Origin of the sequence: Bradyrhizobium sp. WBOS08 (assembly GCF_024585125.1) — a bacterium.
In the GTDB taxonomy this organism is placed as follows: Bacteria; Pseudomonadota; Alphaproteobacteria; order Rhizobiales; family Xanthobacteraceae; genus Bradyrhizobium; species Bradyrhizobium japonicum_B.
Map to the genome: position 1 here is coordinate 2,789,786 of NZ_CP028988.1, position 26,203 is coordinate 2,815,988.

Annotated in this window: 25 protein-coding genes and 1 pseudogene; 19 read left to right on the forward strand and 7 right to left on the reverse strand. The window is 64.6% G+C overall.

Going from position 1 to position 26,203, the window contains the following annotated elements:
- Positions 1 to 103 precede the first annotated feature (103 nt).
- On the reverse strand, positions 104 to 2,005 hold the full coding sequence (gene dnaK / locus DCM80_RS13245) for a molecular chaperone DnaK (RefSeq protein ID WP_257179082.1): 1,902 nt from the start codon (positions 2,003 to 2,005) through the stop codon (positions 104 to 106).
- A 393-nt stretch (positions 2,006 to 2,398) separates the two neighbouring features.
- Here dnaK and DCM80_RS13250 point away from each other — a divergent pair, with 393 nt between their 5' ends.
- Both DCM80_RS13250 and pncA read left to right on the forward strand, forming a co-directional pair.
- Positions 2,399 to 3,340 (forward strand): hypothetical protein, encoded by a 942-nt coding sequence (locus DCM80_RS13250; protein ID WP_028133545.1) that lies wholly within the window; start codon positions 2,399 to 2,401, stop codon positions 3,338 to 3,340.
- Positions 3,341 to 3,508: 168 nt separating this feature from the next.
- The gene (gene pncA, locus DCM80_RS13255) at positions 3,509 to 4,231 is read left to right on the forward strand and encodes a bifunctional nicotinamidase/pyrazinamidase (protein ID WP_257197363.1); all 723 of its coding nucleotides are present in this window, start codon (positions 3,509 to 3,511) and stop codon (positions 4,229 to 4,231) included.
- Between the two features lie 131 nt (positions 4,232 to 4,362).
- Here the strand turns inward: pncA and grpE are convergent, their stop codons facing one another.
- Both grpE and hrcA read right to left on the reverse strand, forming a co-directional pair.
- On the reverse strand, positions 4,363 to 4,980 hold the full coding sequence (grpE, locus tag DCM80_RS13260; protein ID WP_257197364.1) for a nucleotide exchange factor GrpE: 618 nt from the start codon (positions 4,978 to 4,980) through the stop codon (positions 4,363 to 4,365).
- Positions 4,981 to 5,089: 109 nt separating this feature from the next.
- The gene (hrcA, locus tag DCM80_RS13265; protein ID WP_126256906.1) at positions 5,090 to 6,178 is read right to left on the reverse strand and encodes a heat-inducible transcriptional repressor HrcA; all 1,089 of its coding nucleotides are present in this window, start codon (positions 6,176 to 6,178) and stop codon (positions 5,090 to 5,092) included.
- 168 nt (positions 6,179 to 6,346) lie between these two features.
- On the opposite strand from hrcA, the gene rph reads away from it, so the two are divergent.
- From rph to hemW, 3 genes are read left to right on the forward strand one after another with little or no spacing between them, the layout of a single operon-like run.
- Positions 6,347 to 7,060 (forward strand): ribonuclease PH, encoded by a 714-nt coding sequence (gene rph / locus DCM80_RS13270; RefSeq protein WP_128921128.1) that lies wholly within the window; start codon positions 6,347 to 6,349, stop codon positions 7,058 to 7,060.
- A gap of 11 nt (positions 7,061 to 7,071) precedes the next feature.
- On the forward strand, positions 7,072 to 7,707 hold the full coding sequence (rdgB, locus tag DCM80_RS13275) for an RdgB/HAM1 family non-canonical purine NTP pyrophosphatase (protein ID WP_257197367.1): 636 nt from the start codon (positions 7,072 to 7,074) through the stop codon (positions 7,705 to 7,707).
- Between the two features lie 16 nt (positions 7,708 to 7,723).
- On the forward strand, positions 7,724 to 8,908 hold the full coding sequence (gene hemW, locus DCM80_RS13280) for a radical SAM family heme chaperone HemW (RefSeq protein ID WP_257197937.1): 1,185 nt from the start codon (positions 7,724 to 7,726) through the stop codon (positions 8,906 to 8,908).
- A 116-nt stretch (positions 8,909 to 9,024) separates the two neighbouring features.
- Here the strand turns inward: hemW and DCM80_RS13285 are convergent, their stop codons facing one another.
- On the reverse strand, positions 9,025 to 10,257 hold the full coding sequence (locus DCM80_RS13285; RefSeq protein ID WP_257197368.1) for a penicillin-binding protein activator: 1,233 nt from the start codon (positions 10,255 to 10,257) through the stop codon (positions 9,025 to 9,027).
- 351 nt (positions 10,258 to 10,608) lie between these two features.
- Here DCM80_RS13285 and rsmI point away from each other — a divergent pair, with 351 nt between their 5' ends.
- From rsmI to DCM80_RS13330, 9 genes are all read left to right on the forward strand, one after another.
- Positions 10,609 to 11,571 (forward strand): 16S rRNA (cytidine(1402)-2'-O)-methyltransferase, encoded by a 963-nt coding sequence (rsmI, locus tag DCM80_RS13290; RefSeq protein WP_257197369.1) that lies wholly within the window; start codon positions 10,609 to 10,611, stop codon positions 11,569 to 11,571.
- Entirely contained in the window at positions 11,558 to 11,974 is a 417-nt protein-coding gene (locus tag DCM80_RS13295) for a YraN family protein (protein WP_257197370.1), read from the forward strand. The genes rsmI and DCM80_RS13295 overlap by 14 nt, the downstream gene beginning before the upstream one ends.
- 10 nt (positions 11,975 to 11,984) lie before the next feature.
- A complete protein-coding gene (gene gshB / locus DCM80_RS13300) occupies positions 11,985 to 12,932 on the forward strand; it encodes a glutathione synthase (protein WP_257197371.1) in 948 nt (315 codons plus the stop codon).
- Positions 12,933 to 13,009: 77 nt separating this feature from the next.
- On the forward strand, positions 13,010 to 13,807 hold the full coding sequence (locus DCM80_RS13305) for a DUF3800 domain-containing protein (RefSeq protein WP_257197372.1): 798 nt from the start codon (positions 13,010 to 13,012) through the stop codon (positions 13,805 to 13,807).
- A gap of 327 nt (positions 13,808 to 14,134) precedes the next feature.
- On the forward strand, positions 14,135 to 14,905 hold the full coding sequence (locus DCM80_RS13310) for a KilA-N domain-containing protein (RefSeq protein WP_257197373.1): 771 nt from the start codon (positions 14,135 to 14,137) through the stop codon (positions 14,903 to 14,905).
- 441 nt (positions 14,906 to 15,346) lie between these two features.
- Complete coding sequence (cpaB, locus tag DCM80_RS13315) at positions 15,347 to 16,159, forward strand: Flp pilus assembly protein CpaB (protein ID WP_257197374.1); 813 nt, start codon at positions 15,347 to 15,349, stop codon at positions 16,157 to 16,159.
- Between the two features lie 10 nt (positions 16,160 to 16,169).
- Positions 16,170 to 17,687: a type II and III secretion system protein family protein gene (locus DCM80_RS13320; RefSeq protein WP_257180706.1), complete on the forward strand. Its 1,518-nt coding sequence runs from the start codon at positions 16,170 to 16,172 to the stop codon at positions 17,685 to 17,687.
- Between the two features lie 64 nt (positions 17,688 to 17,751).
- Complete coding sequence (locus DCM80_RS13325; RefSeq protein WP_257197375.1) at positions 17,752 to 18,483, forward strand: CpaD family pilus assembly protein; 732 nt, start codon at positions 17,752 to 17,754, stop codon at positions 18,481 to 18,483.
- Positions 18,480 to 19,769 (forward strand): AAA family ATPase, encoded by a 1,290-nt coding sequence (locus DCM80_RS13330; protein WP_257197376.1) that lies wholly within the window; start codon positions 18,480 to 18,482, stop codon positions 19,767 to 19,769. Before DCM80_RS13325 ends, DCM80_RS13330 begins: the two co-directional genes overlap by 4 nt.
- Positions 19,770 to 19,829: 60 nt before the next feature.
- Here the strand turns inward: DCM80_RS13330 and DCM80_RS13335 are convergent, their stop codons facing one another.
- Positions 19,830 to 20,603 (reverse strand): tetratricopeptide repeat protein, encoded by a 774-nt coding sequence (locus tag DCM80_RS13335; protein ID WP_257197378.1) that lies wholly within the window; start codon positions 20,601 to 20,603, stop codon positions 19,830 to 19,832.
- A 79-nt stretch (positions 20,604 to 20,682) separates the two neighbouring features.
- Positions 20,683 to 20,928, reverse strand: a complete 246-nt coding sequence (locus DCM80_RS13340) for a PilZ domain-containing protein (protein WP_018644993.1) — start codon at positions 20,926 to 20,928, stop codon at positions 20,683 to 20,685.
- A 228-nt stretch (positions 20,929 to 21,156) separates the two neighbouring features.
- Between DCM80_RS13340 and DCM80_RS13345 the strand changes: the two are divergent.
- The 5 genes and pseudogenes from DCM80_RS13345 to DCM80_RS13365 form a co-directional block, all read left to right on the forward strand.
- Positions 21,157 to 21,810, forward strand: a pseudogene (locus DCM80_RS13345) (magnesium chelatase domain-containing protein); the annotation flags it as partial.
- Between the two features lie 56 nt (positions 21,811 to 21,866).
- Positions 21,867 to 22,067 carry a hypothetical protein gene (locus DCM80_RS13350; RefSeq protein ID WP_257197379.1) on the forward strand — a complete coding sequence of 67 codons (201 nt, stop codon included), beginning with the start codon at positions 21,867 to 21,869 and terminating at the stop codon, positions 22,065 to 22,067.
- Positions 22,068 to 22,069: 2 nt separating this feature from the next.
- A complete protein-coding gene (locus tag DCM80_RS13355; protein ID WP_257197381.1) occupies positions 22,070 to 23,692 on the forward strand; it encodes a recombinase family protein in 1,623 nt (540 codons plus the stop codon).
- A 34-nt stretch (positions 23,693 to 23,726) separates the two neighbouring features.
- On the forward strand, positions 23,727 to 24,578 hold the full coding sequence (locus DCM80_RS13360) for a ParB/RepB/Spo0J family partition protein (protein WP_257197383.1): 852 nt from the start codon (positions 23,727 to 23,729) through the stop codon (positions 24,576 to 24,578).
- 155 nt (positions 24,579 to 24,733) lie between these two features.
- Positions 24,734 to 25,075, forward strand: a complete 342-nt coding sequence (locus DCM80_RS13365) for a hypothetical protein (RefSeq protein WP_257197384.1) — start codon at positions 24,734 to 24,736, stop codon at positions 25,073 to 25,075.
- A gap of 314 nt (positions 25,076 to 25,389) precedes the next feature.
- Here DCM80_RS13365 and DCM80_RS13370 read toward each other — a convergent pair whose 3' ends face one another.
- Positions 25,390 to 25,713: a GrlR family regulatory protein gene (locus DCM80_RS13370; RefSeq protein ID WP_257197386.1), complete on the reverse strand. Its 324-nt coding sequence runs from the start codon at positions 25,711 to 25,713 to the stop codon at positions 25,390 to 25,392.
- Positions 25,714 to 26,203 lie beyond the last annotated feature (490 nt).

Here is a 26,203-nt window from a genome sequence, read left to right on the forward strand (position 1 = left end):
GGTCTCGGTCCCGCAGAGCCCGACACCGTGGCCTCCCCCACGAGGGAGGAGGCCGTTGGTGCGCGTGGGGTCCAAGTCGCCCGCATCATCACCCTCTCGGGGCTTAAGCGGACTTCTTGCTGTTCTTGTCGTCGTCGACCTCGGTGAATTCCGCGTCGACGACGTCGTCCTTGGCCGCGTCCTTCTTGGCGTCGGCCTCGGCCTGCTGCTTGTACATGGCCTCACCGAGCTTCATCGAAGCCTGGGCCAGCGTGTTGGTCTTGGCCTTGATCGCCTCGGCGTCGTCGCCCTTCAGCGCTTCCTTGAGGTCGCTGACTGCGTCCTCGATGGCGCGGCGCTCGCTCTCGGCCACCTTCGAGCCGTGCTCGGCCAGGGCCTTCTCGGTCGAATGCACCAGGCCATCCGCCTCGTTCTTGGCAGTGACGGCCTCGCGGCGCTTCTTGTCCGCCTCGGCATTGGCCTCAGCGTCCTTGACCATCTTCTCGATGTCGGCTTCCGACAGGCCGCCGGAGGCCTGGATGCGGATCTGCTGCTCCTTGCCCGTGGCCTTGTCCTTGGCCGAGACGTTGACGATGCCGTTGGCGTCGATGTCGAAGGTCACCTCGATCTGCGGCATGCCGCGCGGAGCCGGCGGAATGCCCATCAGGTCGAACTGACCGAGCATCTTGTTGTCGGCCGCCATTTCACGCTCGCCCTGGAAGACGCGGATGGTGACCGCGTTCTGGTTGTCCTCGGCGGTCGAGAACACCTGGCTCTTCTTGGTCGGGATCGTGGTGTTGCGGTCGATGATGCGGGTGAACACGCCGCCCAGCGTCTCGATGCCCAGCGACAGCGGGGTCACGTCGAGCAGCAGCACGTCCTTGACGTCGCCCTGGAGCACGCCGGCCTGGATCGCAGCGCCGATCGCCACGACTTCGTCCGGGTTGACGCCCTTGTGCGGCTCCTTGCCGAACAGCTGCTTGACGACTTCCTGGACCTTCGGCATGCGCGACATGCCGCCGACCAGCACGACTTCGCCGATCTCACCGGCGGTCACGCCGGCATCCTTCAGCGCCTTGCGGCAGGGCTCGACGGTCTTCTGCACGAGGTCGTCGACCAGCGCCTCGAACTTGGCGCGCGTGAGCTTCATCGTCAGATGCTTCGGACCGGTCTGGTCCGCGGTGATGAACGGCAGGTTGATCTCGGTCTGCGTCGTCGAGGACAGCTCGATCTTGGCCTTCTCGGCGGCTTCCTTCAGGCGCTGCAACGCGAGCTTGTCGTTGCGCAGGTTGATGCCCTGCTCCTTCTGGAATTCGTCGGCGAGATAACCCACGAGGCGCATGTCGAAGTCTTCGCCGCCGAGGAAGGTGTCGCCGTTGGTGGACTTCACCTCGAACACGCCGTCGCCGATTTCGAGAATGGAGATATCGAACGTGCCGCCGCCGAGGTCGTAGACGGCGATCGTGCCGGCCTTGGTCTTGTCGAGGCCGTAGGCGAGCGCGGCCGCGGTCGGCTCGTTGATGATGCGCAGCACTTCGAGGCCCGCGATCTTGCCGGCGTCCTTGGTCGCCTGGCGCTGGGCGTCGTTGAAGTAGGCGGGAACGGTGATGACGGCCTGGTCGACCTTCTGGCCGAGATGGGCTTCCGCGGTCTCCTTCATCTTCTGCAAGATGAACGCCGAGACCTGCGAGGGCGAGTAGGTCTGGCCGTCGGCCTCGACCCAGGCGTCGCCGTTGGAAGCCTTCACGATCTTGTAGGGAACGAGCTTCTTGTCCTTCTCGACCATCGGGTCGTCGTAGCGGCGGCCGATGAGGCGCTTCACTGCGAAGAAGGTGCGCTCGGGATTGGTGACGGCCTGGCGCTTGGCCGGCTGGCCGACGAGACGCTCACCGTCGTCCGTGACGGCGACGATCGAGGGCGTCGTGCGCATGCCTTCGGAATTCTCGATGACTTTGGCGTTCTTGCCGTCCATCACGGCGACGCACGAATTCGTGGTGCCGAGGTCGATCCCAATGACCTTTCCCATGGTCCTGATATCCTTCTTTTTGCGGCAGGTTGGCTGGGCCCAGAAGGCACCCAAACCGAAACCCCCTAAGATCAAACATCCGCGATATTGCGATGATTGAGGCTCATATAGGAGGGGGGGAGGGGCCCGCAAGGACCGAAGCTACGTTTCTGCGGCTAAAACATCCGGTTCTGGAAGATCATATCCGGTCTTCACCGCACTTGCGGGTGAGGAATTATTAACAGGTTCGGGCTTCGGCAAGCCCCCGCTACCGCGGGCCCGTCCGCCCTGTCGCCGCAAGCCCAAACCCGCTAAAAGGCGACCGGCCCGGCAGCCGCCAATGCCGCCCCGCGCGACAAAGCGGCCCGGCGGCCGACCATCGAACGGCCTCAATGTGAACCAATCAGAGTGCCCATGAAGCTGATCCGCCCCCTCGCCGCGCTCGCCCTTCTCGCCGCTTCCGCGCTTCCGGTCCTCGCCGCCGACGCCGTGTTTCCGCCCGGCTTGCGTCTTGGCATGGTGCCGCTGGTCGGCCTCAACACGGCCAAGACCTTTCCGGGCTTCGAAAGCGAGGACGGCAGCGTCAAGGTGCTGGTCACCGAGCTGCCGCCGGCCGCCTATGGCGAGGTCGTGAGCGCCTTCAATTCCAATCCGGCCGGAGCGAACGGCGTCAAGCAGGACAAGGTCGAGACCCCCGCCGGCCTTGCCTATTTCACCACCGAGACCGGCAAGGCCGGCGACACCCCGGTGAAGCGCTATTCGATGATCGTGCCGGGCGCCGGCTTCTCGGGCTATGTCGCGGTCCAGGTCCCGGAGAATGCGACCAAGATCTACACCGACGAGGCGGTGCGGCAGATGTTTGCGACCGCCACCACCCGCAGGCAGGTCTCGGCCGAAGAGCAGATCGCGCTGATGCCGTTCAAGATCACCGATCTCGCCGACTTCAAGGACATCCGCACGCTGGCGCCGGGCGCCAGCATTATCCTCGCCGACGGCAATGAGAGCGCAGGCTATGAGTCGAAGCCGTTCATGATCCTCGGCCTGATCGGCGCCACTCCGCAAGCCGCCGAGGACCGCGCCCGCTTCGCCCAGGAGGCCGCGCTGCAGATTCCCGGCGTGCGCGAATCCCGCGTCACCATGTCGGAGCCGATCCGCATCAACGGCCAGCAAGGTTTCGAGACCCGGATCGACGGCGTCATCGGCAAGGACAAGACGCCGGTGACCGTGGTGCAGTGGATCCGTTTCTCGAGCGGCGGCGCTTCGCTGCGCATCATCGCCAGCGCCCCGCGCGACCAGTGGCAGGCCGCCTTCACCCGCTTCCGCGCCGTGCGCGACGGGATTCAGCCGAAGGGTTGAGGCGGTCCCACAGATTCGCTGTCGTCCCTGCGAACGCAAGGGACGACAGTGAGTTTAGGTTCGCCAGCCCAACCCCTCACCAGTCCCGGCCGCATTTTCGGGCTTCTGTTCGTATACGAACGGAACTAGGCTTCGCTCCCGTTGGATCACCTTTAGGGGAGGCGAACGATGCTGGATCGGCGACAAATCTTGGCAATGCTTGGGACGACGGCGCTGGCGACGCTGGCGCCGAGTGCACTCTTTGCAACGGCACCGATCAAACCTGACGACAGCTCCGCGCTGCTCGTGATCGACGTGCAGAACTGCTTCCTGCCGGGCGGCAGCCTCGCCGTGAAGGACGGCGAGCAGGTGGTGCCCGTCATCAACAAGATCTCGAAGGCGTTCGCGAACGTGGTGATGACGCAGGACTGGCACACGCCGGGCCACGTCTCGTTTGCCTCGGTCCACTCCGGCAAGAAGCCGTTCGAGACCGTCGACCTTCCCTACGGCAAGCAGGTGCTGTGGCCCGACCATTGCGTGCAGGGCACCGACGGCGCGGCGCTGTCCAAGGACCTTGCGATCCCGCACGCCGAGCTCATCATCCGCAAGGGTTTTCACAAGAACGTCGACAGCTATTCGGCCTTCCTCGAGGCCGACGGCAAGACCTCGACGGGCCTTGCCGGATATCTGAAGGGACGCAAGATCAAGCGCGTCTTCGTCGCAGGGCTCGCGACGGATTTCTGCGTCGCCTGGACCGCGCTCGATGCGCGCAAGGCGGGCTTCGAGGTCTATGTGGTGGAAGACGCCTGCCGCGGCATCGACACCCAGGGCTCGCTCGCCAAGGCCTGGGCCGATATGGCCAAGGCCCGCGTGAAGCGGATTCAGTCGAGCGATATTGCGGTGAGCGCGTAAAGCAGCGCGCTATCCTTCCGTCATTCCGGGGCGCGCGTCAGCGCGAGCCCGGAATCCATTGCGCGGTTGTCTCTGCTGCTTGATGGATTCCGGGCTCGCGACTTCGTCGCGCCCCGGAATGACAGCAACAATCAGTTCGGCGCCCCGCTCGATTCGTTGTTGTTCGCCGCGGCCGCTGGCTTTGCGCCGCCCTTGGCGACGCCGACCAGCGCCGGGCGCAGCACGCGCTCGCCGATCGTGTAGCCGGCCTGCATGATCTGCACCACGGTGCCCGACGGCACCGACGGATCGGGCACTTCGTACATCGCCTGGTGGAAGTTCGGGTCGAACTTCTGGCCCTGCGGATCGAGCTTCTTCACGCCGTGCTTTTCCAGCGCGCTATGCAGCGCGCGCTCGGTGAGCTCGACGCCCTCGATCAGCGAGGTCAGGCCGGGATCGGCGGTGGCACGCGCCTCGGCCGGGACGGCGTCGAGCGCGCGTTGAAGATTGTCGGCGATGTCGAGCACGTCGCGGGCAAAGCCGGTGATGCCGTAGAGGCGGGCGTCGGCGACTTCCTTGGTGGTGCGCTTGCGCAGATTCTCCATCTCGGCCAGCGTCCGCAGCATGCGATCGCGCGCCTCGGCGACTTCCTTCTGCAGGGTCTCGACCGAGCCGGGCTCGGGATCGTCGGGCATGATGTAGGGCTTTGACGCCACGGGCTCGCCAGTCGGCGCGGCCGCGTCTTCGGGTTGCCGGTCTCGATCGGTCATCGGCTCTCTTCTCGAACTCGTCTGGACTCAAGGTGGTCTGGGATTGTTGGCCCGCATATCGTGCTTTGAGCCGCGAAAATCAAGCGCCCGTGATCGGCGGAAAGGCCGGTCAGCCCCCCAAAAGGCGGCTGACGATGCGGGCGGCATAGTCCACCGTCGGGATTACACGGGCATAATTCAGCCGCGTCGGGCCGATCACCCCGAGGACGCCGACGATGTGACCGGCGGCATCCCGATAGGGCGCAATGATGGTGGAGGACCCCGACAGCGAGAACAGCTTGTTCTCGCTGCCGATGAAGATGCGCACGCCCTCGGCCGTCTCGGCCCGGCCGAGCAGATCGATCACGCCGCGCTTGGTCTCGAGATCGTCGAACAACAGGCGCACCCGCTCCAGATCCTCCAGCGCGTGGAGATCTTCGAGCAGATTGGCATGGCCGCGCACGATGAGCTGGCGGTCCTCGTTCTCGCCGCCGGACCAGCTGGCGATTCCGGCGGAAATCACCTTCTGTGCGAGCTGGTCGAGCTCGGCGCGGGCCTCGCCCAGCGCCGTCTCGAGCTCGAGCCGCGCCTCGGCCAGGGTGCGGCCGCGGATTCGCGCATTGAGGAAATTGCCGGCTTCGGTGATCGCCGAGGAGGGAACTCCAGGGGGCAGCGTCAGCACACGGTTCTCGACCTGACCGTCCTCGCCGACGAGGATGACCAGGGCTTTCTCCGGTTCCAGGCGGACGAATTCGATGTGCTTGAGCCGCGCATTGGACTTTGGCGTCAGCACCACCGCCGCGGCCCGCGTCAGTCCGGACAGCCGCGTCAGCGCCTGGTCCAGCGCCGCCTCGACCGAGTGGGCCTGGCCTACGGACGTGAGCTGGCTCTGGATCGACTGCCGTTCGGCCTCGTTGAGGTCGCCGACCTGCATCAAGGCATCGACGAAGAAGCGCAGACCGAGTTCCGTCGGCAGCCGGCCGGCGGAGGTGTGCGGCGCATAGATCAGGCCGAGCTGTTCCAGATCGGCCATGACGTTGCGGACCGAGGCCGGCGACAGCGGCATCGCGATCAGGCGCGAGATATTGCGCGAGCCCACGGGCTCACCGGTCGCGAGGTAACTTTCGACAATTTGACGAAAGATATCGCGGGAACGCTCGTTGAGCTGGGCGAGGCCTGCGCGCGGCGCGATCAGATGAATCGGATCGTGATGGGCCACAGCGGTAACTCCTCTCAGATCCTCATAATTTGTCCATCCCGGGCGCTTCTGACAAGCGTGGCGTTTGCCGGCCCGGAATCAGGGGCCGAATAAGCCCTTGCCGCCCACCTTCGCCCCACCTACAAGCACCGCCAACAGCCATACCCCGCGAGTTTTGGAGGATTTCCCATGCGGCCAAGCCGCCGTGCGCCCGACGAATTGCGCCCCGTGACGCTGGAGCGCGGCGTGGTCAAATATGCGGAAGGCTCCTGCCTGGTGAAATTCGGCGACACCCATGTGCTGGTCACCGCCACGCTGGAGGACCGCCTGCCGCCGTGGCTGAAGGGCCAGGGCCGCGGCTGGGTCACCGCCGAATACGGCATGCTGCCGCGCGCCACCTCCGAACGCACCCGCCGCGAGGCCGCCGCCGGCAAGCAGAGCGGCCGCACCGTCGAGATCCAGCGCCTGATCGGCCGCTCGCTGCGCACCATCGTCGACCTCGAGGCCCTCGGCGAGCGCCAGATCACGGTCGATTGCGACGTGCTGCAGGCCGACGGCGGCACGCGCACGGCCTCGATTACCGGCGCCTGGGTCGCACTGGCCGACTGCATCAATTGGATGAAGGCGCGCAACATGATCAAGGCCAACGTCATGCGCGACAACGTCGCCGCGATCTCCTGCGGCATCTACAACGGCACGCCGGTGCTCGATCTCGACTACGCCGAGGATTCGGAAGCCCAGACCGACGCCAATTTCGTCATGACCGGCGACGGCCGCATCATCGAGGTGCAGGGCACGGCGGAACGCGAACCGTTCACGGAAGCCGAGTTCCTGGCGCTGATGGCATTGGCGCGCAAGGGCGTCGCGCGCCTCGTGGACTTGCAGAAACTGGCCGTGGCGTAGTCAATAGGCCCATGCACCGCCGAATCACCGGAAAGCTCGTCATCGCCACCCACAATCCCGGCAAGCTGGCCGAGATGCGGGAGCTGCTCGCGCCCCACGGCGTCGAGGCGGTGTCGGCCGGTGAGCTCGGCCTCGCCGAGCCGGAGGAGACCGGCAACGATTTCCGCAGCAACGCCGCGATCAAGGCGATCGCGGCGGCACAGGCGACCAAACTTCCCGCCTTCGCCGACGATTCCGGCATCGTGGTCGACGCGCTCGACGGCGCGCCCGGCATCTACAGCGCGCGCTGGGCCGGCCCGGCCAAGGACTTCAACGCGGCGATGGCGCAGATCGAGCGCCTGTTGCAAGAGCGCGGCGCCACCACGGCGGACCGCCGCAGAGCGCATTTCGTCTCCGCGCTCTGCGTGGCCTGGCCCGACCATCACCTCGAACAGGTCGAGGCGCGCGTTGACGGCACCCTGGTCTGGCCTCCGCGCGGCAATGCCGGCTTCGGCTACGATCCGATGTTCCTGCCCGATGGCCACGACCGCACCTTCGGCGAGATGGAGAGCATCGAGAAGCACGGCCTGCCGCCACTCGGTCTCGGCCTGTCGCACCGCGCCCGCGCCTTCGTGAAACTGGCGGAGATCTGCCTTGAGCCGCGCTAGAGCGTTTTCGAGCGAAGTGGATACCGGTTCGCGCCAGGAAAACGCGTCAAAACAAGAATCTGAAGCCTTCGGCGTCTACGTGCACTGGCCGTTCTGCCTGTCGAAGTGTCCTTATTGCGACTTCAACAGCCATGTCCGCCACGCCGCAATCGACGAAGCGCGCTTTGCCTCCGCGTTCGCGCGCGAGATCGCAACGACTGCGGCGCGTGCGCCCGGGCGCGAGGTCACCTCGATCTTCCTCGGCGGCGGCACGCCGTCCCTGATGCAGCCCGCAACGGTCGGCGCGGTGCTCGATGCGATCGGCAAGCACTGGACCGTCGCACACGACGTCGAAGTCACGCTCGAAGCCAACCCGACCAGCGTCGAGGCCACGCGCTTTGCCGGCTATCGCTCAGCCGGCGTCAACCGCGTCTCGCTCGGCGTGCAGGCGCTCGATGACGCCTCGCTGAAGGCGCTGGGACGTCTGCACAGCGCGCGCGAGGCGCTCGATGCCGTCGCCATCGCACGCCGTTCGTTCGACCGTTATTCGTTCGACCTGATCTATGCCCGCCCCGACCAGACGCCGGTGATGTGGGCCGATGAGCTGCGCCTCGCCATCGATGAAGCGGCCGAGCATCTGTCGCTTTATCAACTGACGATCGAGGAAGGCACGCCGTTCTTCGGCCTGCACCAGGCCGGCAAGTTGAAGACGCCGGATGAGGCGGTCGCGCGCGCGCTTTACGACGTCACGCAGGAGACCTGCGACAGGCTCGGGCTGCCCGCCTACGAGATCTCCAACCACGCGCGGCGCGGCGCCGAGTGCCGGCACAATCTGGTGTATTGGCGCGGCGAGGAATATGCCGGCATCGGCCCCGGCGCGCACGGCCGCCTCGACATCGACGGTGTCAGGCACGCGACTGCCACCGAGAAACGTCCCGAGGCCTGGCTGATGCGGGTCGAGACCAATGGCCATGGCATCGTCACCGACGAGCCGCTCAACAGCGAGGAACGCGCGGACGAATTTTTGCTGATGGGACTGCGTTTGGCGGAGGGTATCGATCCCGAGCGCTACAAAGCACTCTCCGGTCGTCCGCTCGATCCCAAGCGCATCGCGCTGCTGCGCGAAGAAGGTGCGATCATTGTTGATGCGACCGGCCGCCTGCGCGTGACCAGCAGCGGCTTTCCAGTGCTGGATGCGGTGGTTGCGGATCTCGCGGCATAGCGAGATCTCGTAGGGTGGGCAAAGCGAAGCGTGCCCACGCATGTTTCGCGATCGAGAGAGATCGTGGGCACGGCGCAAGAGCGCCTTTGCCCACCCTACCGCACCGTCGTCCGGAGCTACGCTCCAAAGCTCTTCGGCGAGCCTGCGACCGCAACGCCGCCGCCTTGCGTCACTTTCATCACCGCAAGACCGCGTTCGTTGGTGCCGTCGGCGCGGAAGCGGAACAGGCCGTCGATGCCGGCAAAGCCGGAAGGGTTGGTGAGCACGTCGGTCGAGAACCGTGTCGTGCCTTGCGTGCGCGCGAGTGCGGCGACGAGAGCGACGGCGTCGTAGGCGAGCGTCGCGGTGCGGATCGGCTCGGCGCCGTATTTGGTGCGGTAGCGGCCGGAGAAAGCGCGGAAGCCGGCCGGGTCGGGCGCAGCGTAAAGGCCCCCCTGAAGCGCGGCGCTGGCATAGACGCGCGGATTGTCCCACAGGCCGGTGCCGAGCAGCTGGATGTTGCGCAGGTTCGCGCCCGCGGCCGTCATGGCATCCGCGACTGACACGACGGCATCGCCGTCATCGGCAATGAACAGCGCGTCCGCGCTGCCGAGCTGCTGTGCCACGGTGCGCGCCGGCGTGGCGCGGTCGGCGCCGTATCGCTCGAACGCGACGATGCGTCCGCCACGGCGCGGCGCCGCCGCCTTCACCGCGGCCTCGACGACATTGCCATAGGCGTTGTCGGGCACCATCACCGCGAAGGAGCGCTTTCCGATGCTGGCGGAATATTCGACGATGCGATTGACGTCGGATTCCGGCAGGAAGGAGAGCAGATAGACGCCGCGGCCGGCGATGCTGGAATCGGTCGAGAATGCGATCACGGAAATGCCGCGCGTGCGCGCGACCTGCGCCACCGCCGGAACCGATTGCGCGAACAGCGGCCCGAGGATGATCTCGGCGCCTTCGTCGACCGCCTGCTGCGCACCGGCCTGGGCGCCCTGCGGGCTGCCGTTGTCGTCCTTGATCAGGAGCTGGATGTTCGGGTTCTGGAACTCGGCCAGCGCCATCTCGGCGGCGTTGCGCATGGATTGCGCGGCAAGGCCGGCATTGCCGGCCGCGGAGAGCGGCAGGATCAGCCCGACCTTCACGCCGCCGGTGCCGGCGGTCGTCGCCTGTTGCTGCGGACCCGCCGGCTGGGCCGGCGGTGCCGAGCTCGAGAACGGGTTGGAGAACTGGCTGAGGCTCTGCTGCACGCCGGCACAGGCCGACAGCAGGGGCGCGCCGAGCAACAGGCCGAGCGCGCTCCGGCGGGTCGCCCCCGACATCAGGGACCCCGGAATGGGAGACTTAGGAAAACGCGGGCCCACCATGGCAGCTTCTCTTCTGACCCGCCGTCGCCGGCCGGTCATGATCTTCCTTCCACGGCGCAGACCGCGGATTCAGGCATATTGTCGGCAAATAGTTAACCAAAACAAAAGGATAATAGCCGCTTAACGCGGCCGCCTTCCTGTCCCGGCAGCTGTTCGCCGTCGCTCACCCAGCATCAAGGCGGAGTTTCCGTCGCGAATATGGCGCGCGGCCCCTCACCCCCTCCCGACGTGATCCTGACCGATCACATTCCCGTCCGTTCCCAGCCCCTCACCTCGGCATGATCTTTGGGCACGATCTTTTTCGGCGAGCCGGTTCCCAGCCTCAGCGATCGTGCCTAAGTTGACCTCATTATGCGCGCAAAGCCGGCCCCGATAAATACGTCTGAAGCTCAAGAGGCCGCCTCGCGCGGTTTCTCCATCGATGCACATCGGCTCACGGCGCCGAAGGCGGCACCGGGCCTGCATCTGGTCGCAACCCCGATCGGCAATCTCGGCGACATCACGCTGCGAGCGCTGCAGACCCTCGCCGGCGTCGATGTCATCGCCTGCGAGGACACAAGAATCACCCGGCGCCTGACCGAGCGCTACGCCATCGCGGCGCAGCTCAAGCAGTATCACGAGCACAATGCGGAAGCCGCCCGTCCAAAAATCCTGGAGGCGCTCGCGGCCGGCGGCTCGGTCGCGCTGGTCTCGGATGCCGGCACGCCGCTGATCTCCGATCCCGGCTTCAAGCTGGTGCGCGAGGTCTGCGCCGCCGGCCACTCCGTGCACGCGCTGCCGGGCCCGTCCTCCGTCCTCGCCGCGCTGTCGGTGGCGGCGCTGCCGACCGACCGCTTCTTCTTCGAGGGTTTCCTGCCGGCGAAGTCCGCCGCGCGCCGCGCCCGCCTGGCCGAGCTCGCGCGCATCGACGCGACGCTGGTGATGTTCGAGTCCGGAAACCGGATGCAGGCCACCTTGACCGATCTCGCCGAGATCATGGGTGAGCGGGACGCCGCAATCTGCCGCGAGCTGACCAAGCTGCACGAGGAGGTCAGACGCGCCCCCCTCGCCGAGCTGGCGCGGCAGGCGGACGCGCCGGAGACGCGCGGCGAGTTCGTCCTGGTGATCGGCCCGCCGCCCGCGGATGCCGAGGTGCTGACGATGGATGCGCTCGATGGTCTCCTGCGCGAGCAGCTGGCCGCGCACAGCGTCAAGGATGCCGTGGCGCATGCCGTCGCGCTCTCGGGCCGGCCGCGCCGCGAGGTCTATGCCCGCGCGCTCGAGCTCGCCAGGACTCCGCACAAGCATTCGCGAGGCGGCGATGGCGAAGACTGAGATCCCGAAGACTGAGATTCCAAGGGCACCAAAGGCCGCCTCGCCCGAGCGCGTCGCCGCATTCCACACCGGCATCTCCGCGGAAAGCCGCGCCGCCGCCTATCTCATGGCCAAGGGCTATCGCATTCTCGCCAAGCGCTACCGCACGGCGCATGGCGAGATCGACATCGTGGCGCGCCGCCGCAACCTGATCGCGTTCGTCGAGGTCAAGGCGCGCGCGACGCTGGACGATGCCGCCTTTGCCGTGACGCCGCGCCAGCAGCAGCGCATCATCGATGCCGCGCAAGGCTGGCTCGCAGCGCATCCCGAGCATGCCGAATTCGAATTGCGATTCGACGCCATGCTGATTGCGCCGCGCTCACTTCCGCGCCATGTGTTGGCGGCATTCGACGCCTCGACCTGAAAGGCAGACCATGAAACTGAACGTCGCCGTCCAGATGGATCCCATCGCCCGCATCAACATCAAGGGCGATTCCACTTTTGCGCTGCTGCTGGAGGCGCAGAAGCGCGGCCATGGCCTGTCCTATTACACGCCCGACAAGCTCTCGATGGTCGGCGAGGAGATCGTGGCCCCCGTTCACCTCCTGACCGTGCGCGACGAGCCCGGCAACCATTTTACGCTCGGGGAGCCGAGGCGCGAGGCGCTGAACGGCTTCGACGTGGTGCTGCTGCGCCAGGATCCGCCGTTCGACCTCGCCTACATCACCTCGACGCATCTTCTGGAGCGCATCCATCCGAAGACCCTGGTGGTCAACGATCCCGCCTCGGTCCGCAACGCGCCGGAAAAGCTGTTCGTGATGAACTTTCCGCAGCTGATGCCGCCGACGCTGATCTCCCGCGACGTCGATGAGATCAACGCGTTTCGCGACAAGCATGGTGCCGTCGTGATGAAGCCGCTGCACGGCCATGGCGGCGCGGCGGTGTTCCGCGTGATGCCGCAGGACATGAATTTCGGCTCGCTGTTCGACATGTTCTCCGTGACGTTCAGGGAGCCGTGGGTGATCCAGCAATTCATCCCGGAGGTGAAGCACGGCGACAAGCGCATCATCCTGGTCAACGGCGAGTTCGCCGGCGCGGTGAACCGCGTGCCGGCCGCCGACGACCTCCGCTCCAACATGGTGCGCGGCGGCGCGGCGCAGGAGACCGAGCTCACCCCGCGCGAGCGCGAGATCTGCGCCACCCTCGGCCCGGCCTTGCGCGAACGCGGCCTGTTGTTCGTCGGCATCGACGTCATCAACGGCAACCTCACCGAGATCAACGTGACCTCCCCCACCGGCATCCGCGCCATCGCGCGGCTCGGCGGTCCTGACGTCGCAGCGAAGATCTGGGACGTGATCGAAGAGAAGCGAGCGAGGACTTGACGTTCTATCACCTCTGGTGGAGTTTAACTGCTAGCTTGCGATTGGGATTTCTTCTCGGCAAACCTTTTTAGATAACGATGTCTCATACATACGTCGCCTACATTGATGAGTCTGGTGACGATGGTCTAAACCGACCATTTCGTGAGCTTGGAAACTCGGGCGGCTCATCGAAGTGGCTAGTTATCTCTGCATGTCTTTTCCGTAAGACTCACTCGTTAGACGCCGTGAGGTGGCGCGACGAGATCTCATCGAAGATGCCGGAGCGCAATTCGCGTCTTCTGCATTTTGCCAAATTAAATCATGGGCAGAAACTAGCAGCGGTCCAAACGATTGCGAGTAAGCCACTGCGTGCGATCAGCGTTCTCGCCGCGAAGGAGCCGATTCCAGAAAACATCTACACAGAAAAGAATCAGCTTTATTTCTATATGACCCGGTACTTAATCGAGCGCCTGTCTTGGTTATGTCGAGATCACAGACCAAACGCGCCGGAGGGTGATGGCAGAGTTGCAATAACGTTCTCCCGTCGCGGTGGCATGCAGTATGATTCGTTTCGAGAGTATCTTGAAAAGCTGAAGACAGATAAAAGTGGCGAAGTTCGAATTCACTGGCCAGTAATTGATATCGATGCAGTGACTGCGGCCGATCACAGCCGCAATGCGAGCTTGCAACTCGCTGACGCAGTTGCGTCAGCCTTTGCAGCGGGTTTTGAGCCTGACCGATACGGAAATTGTGAACCGCGTTATGCAGAGACACTCAAGCCAGTCACATACAACCGGCACAAAAACTACCTGAGTTACGGGGTCAAGATTGTGCCGAGCTACGAATCCTGCAACTTGGACCCTCAGCAACTTAAGATGGTCGAAATCTGGAAATAAAGCGGCAGCCCCCCGGCCCATAATTGCTTTTCAGCCTGCAATCTTGCGACTGCTCTGGGTTAGTCCGGCGCATGGCTGCCTTAATTCAAGATAGCCATTCCCATAAGAAAAGTCAATATGAATCATGCGGTTAGATCATATTCCTGTTAAGTTGTTGTTTCGAATCGGATAAATCGCCGTTCTGAACGCTCAAATTTGTTCCCTAAATGTTCTCAAGCGAATGCAGGCCAGTCAACCGAGTTTACGCCGGCAGCTGGGGATACGCAGGGCGCAAGGAGGGAATCGTTAGAGCTGTGGTATTCTCCGACATCAACCGGAGATTCGTGCATGAACGATAGTCGGTCACTCATTTTACGTGGAGCAAGAATTGCCGAAGATCAGTTCGGGCATCTCCGCCTTGATGACATTTGGCGTCTTGCGAAATCTAAACCATCCAAGCTCCCGAAACATTGGCGGACGACCGTTCTCGCCAAGGCGCTAATCGGGGAGCTGCAAAAAAAGGTAACCACTAACGACATTAAGCAAAATGCGCCAATGGTTCCAGTTATTTACTCTAAGGTGGGGAGGGGCAATGATGGCACTTTCGCTCATCCGGTTCTTGCTGCTGCGTATGCAGGCTACTTAAGCGCCAAGCTGGAAATTGAGGTCAGAGAAGTTTGGCTCCGCTACCGGAAGGGCGACGCTACTCTTGCGGACGAGATCCTTCAGCGCGCGACAGCGGAAGAGAACAAGTGGGCCGGCGCTCGGGCCCTCGCGCGCGGCGAACGTATCTCGTACACGGGCGTCCTGAAGAAGCATGGAGTGGAAGGCAAGGGGTATATGCGCTGTACGGAGGCAGTGTATGTCAACCTACTCGGCGGAAAATCCTTTGAGCTTAGGAATCGGCGAGGATTGGCTCCAAAAGTGAACTTGCGCGATAACTTGGACGTTGCGGAGCTATCGTATGTGATGGCCGCAGAAGCCCTTTCGTCGGAGCGCATTATTGAAGAGAATAGGCAAGGTAACGAGGCTTGCGAGGAGGCGTCCGGAATCAGCGCAAGCGCGATCCGACGTGCTATCGAAGAAGATAGGCGGAATCGTCAACGTCCGTTGGTCTAAGTACACTTCACCCAATTCAATCAATATTCAGCGGGCCGCATCTTCGAGGTGAGTGCACAGACACGGGACCTATGTTTGTGGGTTGCGACCGTTTTGCAGCCATACGATTATCGTTCTATTGGCATGCGAAGGCCACGAAGTCGCTGCTCGCTTAGATGCGCACACCAGCTCGTTGCGACTACAACCGCGCGATTCATTCATCACTAACCACCCATTCACCATGACGCCGCGCGCCTCGTGCGAACGCACGAGCGGAATTACGTGAATCTACGGGGCCGCTGGCCGACCTAATAACGCCGCGTTCACCATCTGCCGAGAACCAGCATCGCGGCCGCTCATCGCATTCGGCCTCGCAACACCCCTTATACTTTTACTCCCTACTCATCGACACGGGGGAACCCGCCAGGTGCGGTTCGAGTGCCCCGCGTATGAGTAAAGCGTATGAACACCGCACGCATTGTCGTTCTCGTCATCGCGCTGGCCGCCGGCGGCGTCGCTGCGTATCTGGCGAGCGGCTATCAGAATGCCCCCGCGCCCGTTGAGGCCGTCGTCGAGAAGCTGCCGACGGTCGAGGTCCTCATCGCCAAGAACGACATCCAGCTCGGCCAGGCGCTCAAGCCCGAGGATCTGCAATGGCAGACCTGGCCGGCGGCGACCGCGAGCAGCGCCTTCATCCGGCGTGACAACAGGCCCGAGGCGCCGAGCCAGATCGCCGGCTCGATCGCGCGCGTCCCCCTGATGCAGGGCGAGCCGATCCGCGAGCAGAAGCTGGTCAGGGCCGAAGGCTCCGGCTTCATGGCCGCGATCCTGCCTTCCGGCATGCGTGCCGTCTCGACCGAGATCTCCGCCGAGACCGGCGCCGGCGGCTTCATCCTGCCGAACGACCGCGTCGACATCGTGCTGACGCGTCGCCTGAAGAATCCCGATACCAACGGCCCGACCGCCGGCAACGACCTCATCGTGTCCGAAGTCATCCTGACCAACATCCGCGTGCTCGCGATCGATCAGGCGCCGAAGGAAAAGGACGGTCAGAACGCCGTGGTCGGCAAGACCGTCACGCTCGAGCTCAAGCCCGACCAGGTCGCCACGCTTTCGGCCGCGCGCCAGGGCGGCACGCTCCAGCTTGCGCTGCGAAGCATCGTCGATGCCAACGCGACGGAAGTCACCGTCGAGGACCAGGGGGCAAAGCGCTCCGCAGGCATCGACGTCATCCGCTACGGCGTGCAGACGCGGCAACTGACGTCACAGAAGTGATGGGGACATGATGAATTACGGGGATGATCGGACGGGCCTGCGCATTCGGGGGAAGCGCGCGCGCTCGTTCTTTGCGGGGACGATGCTGATGCTGGGGCTGCTCGCAGCGCCCGGCTGCGTCGACGCCGCCGACGCGCCGGTCGGCGATCAGGCGCCGATCCAGGCGCCGGATCTCGGTGTGTCGCCGGTCGCGACGATCGCGCCGGCGCGGACGCGCTTTCTCTCGCTCGGCATCGGCAAATCCGTCGTCATCGACCTGCCCCGCGAGGTCAAGGACGTGCTGGTGGCCGATCCCAAGATCGCCAATGCGGTGATTCGCTCGGCCCAGCGTGCCTATATCATCGGTGGTCAGGTCGGTCAGACCAACGTCGTCTTCTTCGCCGCCGACGGCCAGCAGGTCGCCTCCTATGACATCGCGGTCAAGCGCGATCTCAACGGCATGCGCACGGCCCTGCGCCAGTCGCTGCCGGGCGTGCAGATCGAAGGCGTCGGCGACAGCGTGATGCTGACCGGATCGGTGTCGAGCCCGGTCGAGGCGCAGCAGGCCGGCGACGTCGCCGCAAAGCTGGTCGGCGGATCGGACAAGGTCGTCAACAACATCGTCGTGCGCGGCCGCGACCAGGTGATGCTCAAGGTCGTCGTCGGCGAAGTGCGCCGCGACATCGTCAAGCAGCTCGGCGTCGATCTCAGCGCCAGCCTGAATGCCGGCACGGCCGTGGTGAATTTCAACAATTCCAACCCGTTCTCGGTCTCGGGCGGACCGATCGTCGGCAGCAACGGGCTCGGCGTCGCCGGCCTCGCCAAGGGCGTCGCCACCGTCAGCGCCACCATGCGCGCGATGGAAAGCGCCGGCGTGATGCGGACGCTCGCCGAACCGAGCCTGACCGCGATCTCGGGCGAATCCGCCACCTTCATCGCCGGCGGCGAATTCCCGATCCCCGCAGGCTATTCCTGCGACCCGGTCACCCACGTCTGTACCACCCAGGTCACCTATAAGAAGTTCGGCATTTCCCTGAACTTCACCCCGGTCGTGCTCAGCGAAGGCCGCATCAGCCTGCGCGTGATGACCGAGGTGTCGGAGCTGTCGAACACCAACTCGATCACGTTGACGCAGGCGGTGTCCTCGACCTCGAGCAACTCGATCACCATTCCCTCGATCCAGACCCGCCGCGCCGAGACCACGCTCGAGATTCCCTCGGGCGGCTCGATGGCGATGGCCGGCCTGATCCAGCAGCAGACCAAGCAGGCGATCAACGGCCTGCCCGGCGTTGACCAGGTGCCGATCATCGGCGCGCTGTTCCGCAGCCAGGACTTCGTCAACAACGAGACCGAGCTGATGGTGATCGTGACACCCTATGTGGTGCGCGCGGTCGCCCAGAAGGAATTGTCGCGGCCCGACGACGGCTTCGCGCCGGCCTCCGATGCGCAGACGGCGCTGCTCGGCCGCATGAACCGGCTCTATGGCACCACGCGGCGCGTCGATCCGATCAACGGCGCGCCAGGCGATTTCGGCTTCATCATCGACTGAGGCGAACGGTTTGGGGACCGCGGCAAGGAATGGGGCAAGGAACGGTGCAAGAGGGGACCGGGCGATGACGACAACATCTGCCGATCGACGTCGCAGCTTTGGGATCGCGCTGGCATTGACCGGGCTGTCCGTCATGCTCGGCGCCTGCAACACCAGCGGCGACATCACTCAGACGGTACCAACCGACTACCGCCAGCGTCATCCGATCGCGGTGCAGGAGGGCAGGAAGTCGATCGTGATCTTCGTCGGCACGGCGCGCGGCGGCCTGTCGGCCGCGCAGCATTCGGATGTCGCCGGCGTTGCGCGGGACTGGATGCGCGAAGGCACCGGCTCCGTCGTCGTCGACGTCCCCGTCGACAGCGCAAATTCACGCGCGGCGGCCGCGACCTATCGTGAGATCCGCTCGGTGCTCACATCCGGCGGTGTGCCGGCGCGCGCCATCGTGCAGCATCCCTATCGTCCTGAAGACCCCGGCCTGCTGCCCACCATCCGCCTCAGCTATTCGAAGATCACTGCGGTCGCGGGTCCCTGCGGTCTGTGGCCGGAAGACATCGGCCCCTCCATCCTCGATCCCGGCTACAACGAGAACCGGCCCTATTTCAATCTGGGCTGCGCCAGCCAGCGCAACCTCGCGGCGATGATCGACAACCCCGCCGACCTCGAGCAGCCGCGATCCGAGACGCCGGCCTACACCGCGCGGCGCGACATCGCCTTCGAGCGCTATCGCAAGGGCACCGCGGTTTCGACACCCAATCCCGACGCCGACAAGGCCAAGCTCAGCGATACCGGCAAATGACACGGCTCCACGACGAAGATTTGGACGACCTAGGGCATCCCGAGGAACACATTGCGCCGGTTCCTCGCATCTCCGTGCAGGCCTTTTGCGAGACCGAGCAGACGCTGCAAGCGGTGACCGCGGCGGGGCAGGACCGCCGGCTCGCCAAGGCGCACCTCACCGCCAAGGACGGCGGCCTCGCCGCGGCGATCGAAGTCTATGAATCGATGCCGACGCCGAACGTGATCGTGATCGAATCCGACGGCACGCGCGACATCCTCGAGGGATTGGACGACCTTGCCGGCGTCTGCGACCCCGGCACCCGCGTGGTCGTGATCGGCAATCCCAACGACACGGCGCCCTATCGCGAGCTGGTGCGCCGCGGCGTCAACGATTATGTGATCGGACCGGTCGAGACCCTCGACGTCGTCCGCTCGATCTGCAGCCTGTTCTCGGCCTCCGAGGCCATCATCACCGGCCGCGTCATCGCAGTGGTCGGCGCCAAGGGCGGCGTCGGCGCCTCCACCGTCGCGCACAATGTGGCCTGGACGATCGCCCGCGACCTTTCGCTCGATTCGGTCGTGATCGACCTCGACCTCGCCTTCGGCACCGCGAGCCTCGACTACAACCAGGATCCGGTCCAGGGCATCGCCAACGCGGTGCTGTCGCAGGACCGCCCGGACACGGCGCTGATGGAGCGCCTCCTCGCCAAATGCACCGAGCGCCTCAGCCTCCTCGCTGCGCCGGCCTCTCTCGACCGCGTCTACGATTTCGGCGCCGAAGCGTTCGACGCCGTATTCGACACGCTGCGCATGACCACGCCCTGCATCGTGCTCGACGTTCCCCACCAATGGTCCGGCTGGACGCGGCGCGCGCTGGTAAACGCCGACGACATCGTGATCGTCGCCGAGCCCGATCTCGCCAACTTGCGCAACACCAAGAACATGCTGACCGTGTTGAAGGCGGCACGACCGAACGACCGGCCGCCGCTGTACTGCATCAACCAGGTCGGCATGCACAAGCGCGCGGAGATCGACGTCAAGGCTTTCGCCAAGACCATGGAGAGCCAGCCGATCGCGGTGATCCCGTTCGATTCGAAGCTGTTCTCGACCGCGGCCAATAACGGCCAGATGATCGCGGAAGTCGCCAAGAATCACCGCACCACCGCGCTGTTTCAGACCATGGCGAACCGCCTCGCCGGTCGCGGCGAGGTGAAGAAGCCGAAGCGCTCGCTGCTGGAGCCGCTGCTGAAGAAGCTGAAGGGCCGGTCGGGTCGCCCATCGGCTCCGCACCGCAAGGCGTCGTAGCCGCGACAACGTTTTCGCCTCGCGAGGACGCGACGAGCAGGAATGCAATCGGACGCCGGGTTACTTCTCGGCCTGCTGCTGCTTCTTCGCCAGCATTTGCCGCAGCGCCGTGACTTTGGCCGCCGCCTGGTCCGGCGGCAGATCCGCCTTGACCAGGATTTCAGCCTCGGCCTGGCGGCCCTGCAAGCCCAGCACGAGCGCGAGGTTGGCACGAATCCGCGGATTGTTCTGATTGCGCTGATGGGCGCGGCCGAGGATCTGCTCGGCGCGCGGCAAATTATTCTGGAGCATGTAGGAGAGGCCGAGATTGGACAGGACCTGCGGCTCGTCGGGCACGATCTTCAGGGCGCTCGCGTAATATTGCTGCGCCTCCTCGTGGCGGCCGAGCTGATCGAGCGCCGCGCCTTGCGCCGACAGGATGCGCCAGTCGGGATCCTCCGGCGAATGCGCGCGGCTGAGAACGTCGAAGGCCTGCTGGAAATTGCCGCTGTCGGCGAGCGCGCGGCCATAGCCGGCGAGCAGAGCCTTGTTGCTGGGATGGGCGAGCACGGCCTGCTCGAGCACCGCGACCGCCTGGGCGCGCTGGCCGGTCTCGCGCAGCGCCTTGCCGTATTCGATCGCCATTGCGGGATCGCCGGGCTTGGCGCGGTAACGCGCGCGCAAGGCGTCCATGTCCGGCTTGGAATCCGCCTTGACGGCCGTTTCCGACCTGGTGCCGAGCGCGCCGGTGACATCCTCGATGCCGGCAGTCTGACAGCCGCCGAGGGCCAGCACCAGCAGTGCGGGAGACAGCAATCTCGCCGGCGGAAAGGCGAGGGACGAACGCTTGGACATACTCTGATCACTCGGCAACTGATCAGAGATGCTTACCGATTAACGCTAAAGTCCCGTTAAGGACGCGGGTCCTCGCCTCTCAGTCGACGAATTCAGCGCCGAACTCGCAGCCGATGCGCCAGCGCAGGCGGCATTGCCGGGAATAATCCGGCGCGAAGATGATGGTGAATTGCGGCGGCACTTCCAGAAATTCCGCCACCACTTTCACGCCACCATCCGAAATGTCGGTGATCGTGCAGTCCCGCGGCAGCGAGCCCGCACCAAAATGGATCTTGGCGAGGCGGCTGCACACCCGACGTTCGCTTCTGCGGCGATTTGCAAGCATTTGAATTGTTCACCCGTTAGACCACGGCCCATCCCGCAGCCCCAGGAGTAGCGGACATTCGTTGGAATGTGCTGAGGGCAGAAGCTCGCATTCGAGGCGTAGTGTCGGCTCGGTGTTTACGATCGGTTAGGGCTTGTCCGCCCCTGAGGGATGTTCCCGTATTGTTCTTGCGGAAGGAGCCGCGCTCTGCTACCCCTAATTGCGCGAGAGGGGCAGGCTGGTTTGAGCATGGTTCAGCGGGTTTCCACCGTCGCTTTTGAGGGGATCGAGGCCCGCGCGGTCGACGTGCAGGTGCAGGTCGCGCCGGGACTGCCGGCCTTCGCCATCGTCGGCCTGCCAGACAAGGCGGTGTCGGAGGCGCGCGAGCGGGTGCGCTCGGCGCTGATCGCCTCGGGGCTGGCGCTGCCGGCGCGCCGGATCATCGTCAATCTGGCGCCGGCTGACCTGCCCAAAGAGGGCAGCCATTACGACCTGCCGATCGCGCTCGGGCTGATGGCGGCGATCGGGGCGATACCGCCGGATGCGCTGACCGGCTTCACCGTGCTCGGCGAGCTCGGCCTTGACGGCTCGATCGCGCCGGTGGCCGGCGTCCTTCCCGCCGCGATCGGCGCCAATGCACGCGAGGAGGGGCTGATCTGCCCGGCGGCCTGCGGCTCCGAAGCGGCCTGGGCGAGCCCGGACATCCAGATCATCGCAGCAAGCTCGCTGATCCAGATCGCCAACCACTTCAAGGGCACACAGGTGCTGTCGCGGCCCTCGCCGAAGGTGCACGAAGCCGCGGCCTCCACGCTCGACCTGCGCGACATCAAGGGCCAGGAAAGCGCCAAGCGGGCGCTGGAGATCGCGGCCGCGGGCGGGCATCATCTGCTCATGTCATCTTCCCAATGACCACGACCTAGCCTATCTCAGGCTTGGCGCTGGGGCAGGAAGGGAAGAGTATGACGACATTCAAGCACACCGGCATCACCTTGGCGCTCACCGGGCGCGCGTGGTTGGCGTGGGCACTGGCGGACCTCGGGAGGGCCGTGGAGCGCATAGGGGAGCGCTGGCTGGCGGAGACCGACCAGATTGCAGAGCGCTGCGGCGTGACTCCGGAGGCCGTCCTGGCACCTCTTGGGACGGCGCGGGGGCGCGCGTAACCATGACGACCGGCCGCCCACACGACGCAGCCAAGGCGTACAGCTACACGCGGTTTAGCACCCCCGAACAGGCCAAAGGCGACAGCCTGCGCAGGCAAACCGCGATGGCGCAGGCGTGGGCGGCCAAGCATGCCATTGAGCTTGATGAAAAGTTGAAGTTTAGCGACCAGGGCATTTCCGCCTACAGCGGGGACAACTTCGCCGTGGGCGCGCTGGGGGCCTTCCTACAGGCCGTGCGCGAGGGCGACGTGCCCAAAGGCTCTTATCTGCTGGTGGAGAGCCTGGACCGGATCAGCCGAGAAAACGCGTTCGATGCGTCCTACACTATGCAGAGCATCGTGAGAGAGGGCGTCACCGTAGTCGATTTGTCGGACGGCGGCAGGGAGTACAATCTGGAGACACTGCGCTCTGAGCCGATGGCCCTCATGGTCATGGTGATGGTGTTCTCGCGGGCCAATAACGAGAGCGTGCAGAAGGCTATTCGGAGCGCGAGCAACTTCGAGAGCAAGAGAAAGAAGTTTGCCAGTGGGGACGCGCTGGACAAGCCGTATACGCGGCGCCTGCCTGCCTGGATCAGGTGGAACACCACCACGAAGGGCTATGAGCTGATCCCGGAGCGCGCGGACATTGTCCGTCAAATATTTGAACTCACCGAACAGGGCTGGGGGCAGCACCGCGTAGCCAAGTGGCTGAATGACACGGGGGCTGACACCTGGGGCGGCGGCGGGTGGAAGGGAAAGTATTGGCACCGCAGCTACGTCCGCAAGATTTTGAGCAACCCTGCCACGGTCGGGACCTTCACGCCCCACCGGATCACGCGCGCGGCTGCTGGCCGAAAGAAGGTGCGAACGCCCCTTGAACCGATCCACCACCGCCTCCCGGCCGCAATTGACCGGGAGACCTTCACGCGTGTCGCGGACATCCTCTCCACGAGGGGCACAAGGGGACGCAACGCGGGCCGGGCGGCACGCTCGATATTCGCGGGGGTGCTGAGCTGCCAGCACTGCGGAGGCACCGTGACGCGCGTCGCCAAGGGGCAACATGTGTATCTCGTGTGCTCCGCCGCGAACGCGCGGGCGGGGACTTGCAAGTATGAGTCGGTGCCGTACCAGGAGGCGGAAGACGCGCTCCGGCTGAATATCAGGCAGATCATTGAAGACGCGCCACGCGGGGCCGACACGAGCGGAATGCAGCAAGAGATTGACCGGCAGGTTGCGGCGGTGGACGCGGCGGAGGCGCAAGTCCGTGCGCTGTTGAGCCTCACAATTGCGGACAAGAGCACGGCCGCGAAGCGTCAATTGCAAACGGCGGAGCGCGAACACGAGGCGGCGGAGCGCGCCCTAATGGAGCTACGGGAGCGGCTGGACCGGATGACAAGTGCAAACGTTGCAAATCGGCTCCGCGCAGTGGAGCAGGCGCTTTGTGCCGAGAGCCTGGACGTTGTGAGCGTGAACCGCACCCTGCGGCAGGCGATTAAGACGATGGTGATGAAACCCGCGAGCGGCGCGCTGCTGATCTACTGGCACCATGCGGAGGCGCCGCAGGAAATCCCGTTCCATACACGGCGCTTCAAGTGGGACCGAGAACAGCCGTGGGAAGCGGCGGAAGAGACGACGAATGGCTAAACAACTGAGACGACTAACGCGACGGGACATTGTGATGCCTGCCGACACCGGGGAGAACGTTGCGGACCTGGAGAGGAAGCTTACGAACATGAAGGCCCCACGGGTGTCCAAGGGGAAACTGAAGCTGGCGCGCGAGAACATCCGAGTTGCGGAGCGCGTGTTTCAATGGCGACTACCCGGCCGGGACGCATTCGAGCGCACCGACCACATCCTCGACATGGCGAAGAGTATCAGGAACACTGGTGATCCTCTTGTGGAAATCCTCGTGTATCCCTGTGGGGACGCGTTCTACGTCATAGACGGCCACCACCGCTTGGCGGCTTACGATACGGCAAAGTGGAGCAGCACTATTCCGGCGAAGGTGTTTGACGGCACCTTCACTGCTGCGCGCGTGCTCGCCCTGACGGCCAATAGCAAAAACAAACTGCGGCTTTCGGCAGAAGAGAAGTCAGAGGCTGCGTGGCGGCTGGTTCGCGAGATGGGATATTCCCTCACCGTCTCCGAAATCGCGAGCGCTTCCACGGTCGGGCCGCGCACCGTGCACACAATGCGGACGGTCTGGAGAGAGGTTCAAGAATTGGCCCGACGTGAGGCCAAGCCCCTGCCGGACGACCTCTCGTGGCGTGCAGCAAGAGCACTGCGCAAGGGGGAAGAGCCCGGCTTTGACCGAGATGAATGGATTGAGACGGAAGCACAGAAGCTGGTGGAACTGCTGCGCAAAGCTAACCTAGGGGTCAACTTGACCAAGGACGTTGAAATCACCGCGCGGGCACTTCGCTTGATCAGTTCTGGTTTGCCGAGAGCGCTGATCGAGGAGTGGAGCGTGGAGGAAGCTGAGGCCATCTCGGAGCTTGCGGAGCGGCACGCCAACCCCCCTGCATTCTGAGCCTCCCCTGCAAACACAGGGACCTGCAAATTGCAGGGCTGTCAGCCTACTCAGGACGGCCGCGTTTTGAAGGGCTTTAGCCCGATTTACTGTGACTAAGCGCGTGAGGGGAGCGGGGAGGGCCGTTCCAGCTCGGGAACACATGGGAAGCACACATGGAACACGTGATTGCAGGCGGTATCCTGGAGGCGTTTACGGCGCTCGCGCTCGGGGCCGTCGTCCTGGGCGCTCTTTCCGCCACCCTGGAATACTTGAGGGACCACCGGTGGCCCCTGTGGCTCCTAGTGGGTCTGGTGGGGCCGCTGGTGTACGTCACGCACGCGGGGCTTTGGGGATACGTGTGGGACCACGTGGGGCTGATCGTGCTGGGCCTCTTCCTGGGCGCGCCGGTGGCTCTGGCGGCGGTAACGGAGCTGGAGGCGCGCGCGCAGCGCAGGCACAAGGAAGCCCGCAATCTTGCAAGAGCGCGTCGCGGGACAGCAAAGCTGAGGCTCTAGTCGTCCCAAACGAGTTCGCCGCACGCGCACTTATAGACCCGGACTTCTCGGCCTTGCCTAGGGTCAAACATCTTGACCAACAGCCTGGGTTTCTTCCCACATCGGGAGCAGGCGCGGTCCTGCACTTCGTCCTTCATCATGACCGCGGACATAGCACCCGCAGCGCTGGGCCGAAATAAACTGGGATAATCCAGGGCGAGCACACCGCGCCGTGAGCTGAGCAGCAGCGCGGGGCTTTACTCGGTGTGTCGAAATCCAGCGCGCGGAGATTTCGCCCAAATGGGACCCGAAGAATATGGGACCCGTTGAGGCTGCTAGTCGCTGATGCGCGTGAGCACGGCCTGGAAGGTTAGGCCCGGCGCCTGCGCAGCGGTGCCCGTGCAGTTGGCGCTGTCCCCCACCGTCTTGCCGGACAGGCTGATGGTGACGGTATCGACGCCGAACACGGACGGCAGGCCCTGAGCGTGACGGCTTGTGGTCACGGAAGCGGTAAAGGCGTCCCCATCCTGTTTGAAGGTGCCGGAATAGGCGAGGGCAGAGTCTCCGCCGCGCAGTTGGCCGTTCGCCAGAACGACAACTCCCGCGCCCTCCCCTTTCGGGGTCTTAAACTTCACGCCATAGAAACCATCGCGCAACATTGGGTATCCATTCAGTTGAGTTGACCGATGCAGGCCAACCTATCCGAGTCGCGGGGCGCGCAACACAGCCGGACACGGCCTTGTGAACAAATTGGGAACAAACCCCGCGCGCGTGCTACTTGTGGGGATAACTCGCGGGGCTGAACGGCCATTTGGTCCCGCGATGGTACAAGGGCGGGTCGGAAAGACCTGAGTCGGCGAGTCGGCGATCAGTTTCGGGCACTAGGCGCACAAGCGGGGGCGCAATGGTGCGGCCGGGGACCTGGGGCCCAATCCCCACGGGATCGCCAGCATGACCCGACTCATGTGTCCGATCCAGCAGCCCGTTTCGGTGCGAGACTATGTCCGCGTCCGCTTCGGAAGGCTGGAGTACGTGCGTGCACATTGCCGGAGCCTCCCGCGCCGATGAGGCAGGGGAAAGCTCCAGCAAGCTTCTGTGAGAAGGCTCCCTAACGGGGCCGTTTGGGGCCATCCGGTTGCTGCTGGGTGG

Excerpts from the sequence above, each read along its gene's own strand:
- cpaB (WP_257197374.1), top strand. The coding sequence starts at position 15,347 with ATGAACACCGCACGCATTGTCGTTCTCGTCATCGCGCTGGCCGCCGGC.
- rdgB (WP_257197367.1), top strand. The coding sequence starts at position 7,072 with ATGCACCGCCGAATCACCGGAAAGCTCGTCATCGCCACCCACAATCCC.
- DCM80_RS13330 (WP_257197376.1), top strand. The coding sequence starts at position 18,480 with ATGACACGGCTCCACGACGAAGATTTGGACGACCTAGGGCATCCCGAG.
- DCM80_RS13305 (WP_257197372.1), top strand. The coding sequence starts at position 13,010 with ATGTCTCATACATACGTCGCCTACATTGATGAGTCTGGTGACGATGGT.
- DCM80_RS13320 (WP_257180706.1), top strand. The coding sequence starts at position 16,170 with ATGAATTACGGGGATGATCGGACGGGCCTGCGCATTCGGGGGAAGCGC.
- pncA (WP_257197363.1), top strand. The coding sequence starts at position 3,509 with ATGCTGGATCGGCGACAAATCTTGGCAATGCTTGGGACGACGGCGCTG.
- DCM80_RS13360 (WP_257197383.1), top strand. The coding sequence starts at position 23,727 with ATGCCTGCCGACACCGGGGAGAACGTTGCGGACCTGGAGAGGAAGCTT.
- DCM80_RS13355 (WP_257197381.1), top strand. The coding sequence starts at position 22,070 with ATGACGACCGGCCGCCCACACGACGCAGCCAAGGCGTACAGCTACACG.
- DCM80_RS13350 (WP_257197379.1), top strand. The coding sequence starts at position 21,867 with ATGACGACATTCAAGCACACCGGCATCACCTTGGCGCTCACCGGGCGC.
- DCM80_RS13295 (WP_257197370.1), top strand. The coding sequence starts at position 11,558 with ATGGCGAAGACTGAGATCCCGAAGACTGAGATTCCAAGGGCACCAAAG.
- DCM80_RS13335 (WP_257197378.1), bottom strand. The coding sequence starts at position 20,603 with ATGTCCAAGCGTTCGTCCCTCGCCTTTCCGCCGGCGAGATTGCTGTCT.
- gshB (WP_257197371.1), top strand. The coding sequence starts at position 11,985 with ATGAAACTGAACGTCGCCGTCCAGATGGATCCCATCGCCCGCATCAAC.
- rsmI (WP_257197369.1), top strand. The coding sequence starts at position 10,609 with ATGCGCGCAAAGCCGGCCCCGATAAATACGTCTGAAGCTCAAGAGGCC.
- DCM80_RS13310 (WP_257197373.1), top strand. The coding sequence starts at position 14,135 with ATGAACGATAGTCGGTCACTCATTTTACGTGGAGCAAGAATTGCCGAA.
- DCM80_RS13325 (WP_257197375.1), top strand. The coding sequence starts at position 17,752 with ATGACGACAACATCTGCCGATCGACGTCGCAGCTTTGGGATCGCGCTG.
- DCM80_RS13285 (WP_257197368.1), bottom strand. The coding sequence starts at position 10,257 with ATGGTGGGCCCGCGTTTTCCTAAGTCTCCCATTCCGGGGTCCCTGATG.
- rph (WP_128921128.1), top strand. The coding sequence starts at position 6,347 with ATGCGGCCAAGCCGCCGTGCGCCCGACGAATTGCGCCCCGTGACGCTG.
- DCM80_RS13250 (WP_028133545.1), top strand. The coding sequence starts at position 2,399 with ATGAAGCTGATCCGCCCCCTCGCCGCGCTCGCCCTTCTCGCCGCTTCC.
- DCM80_RS13340 (WP_018644993.1), bottom strand. The coding sequence starts at position 20,928 with ATGCTTGCAAATCGCCGCAGAAGCGAACGTCGGGTGTGCAGCCGCCTC.
- DCM80_RS13365 (WP_257197384.1), top strand. The coding sequence starts at position 24,734 with ATGGAACACGTGATTGCAGGCGGTATCCTGGAGGCGTTTACGGCGCTC.
- DCM80_RS13370 (WP_257197386.1), bottom strand. The coding sequence starts at position 25,713 with ATGTTGCGCGATGGTTTCTATGGCGTGAAGTTTAAGACCCCGAAAGGG.
- dnaK (WP_257179082.1), bottom strand. The coding sequence starts at position 2,005 with ATGGGAAAGGTCATTGGGATCGACCTCGGCACCACGAATTCGTGCGTC.
- grpE (WP_257197364.1), bottom strand. The coding sequence starts at position 4,980 with ATGACCGATCGAGACCGGCAACCCGAAGACGCGGCCGCGCCGACTGGC.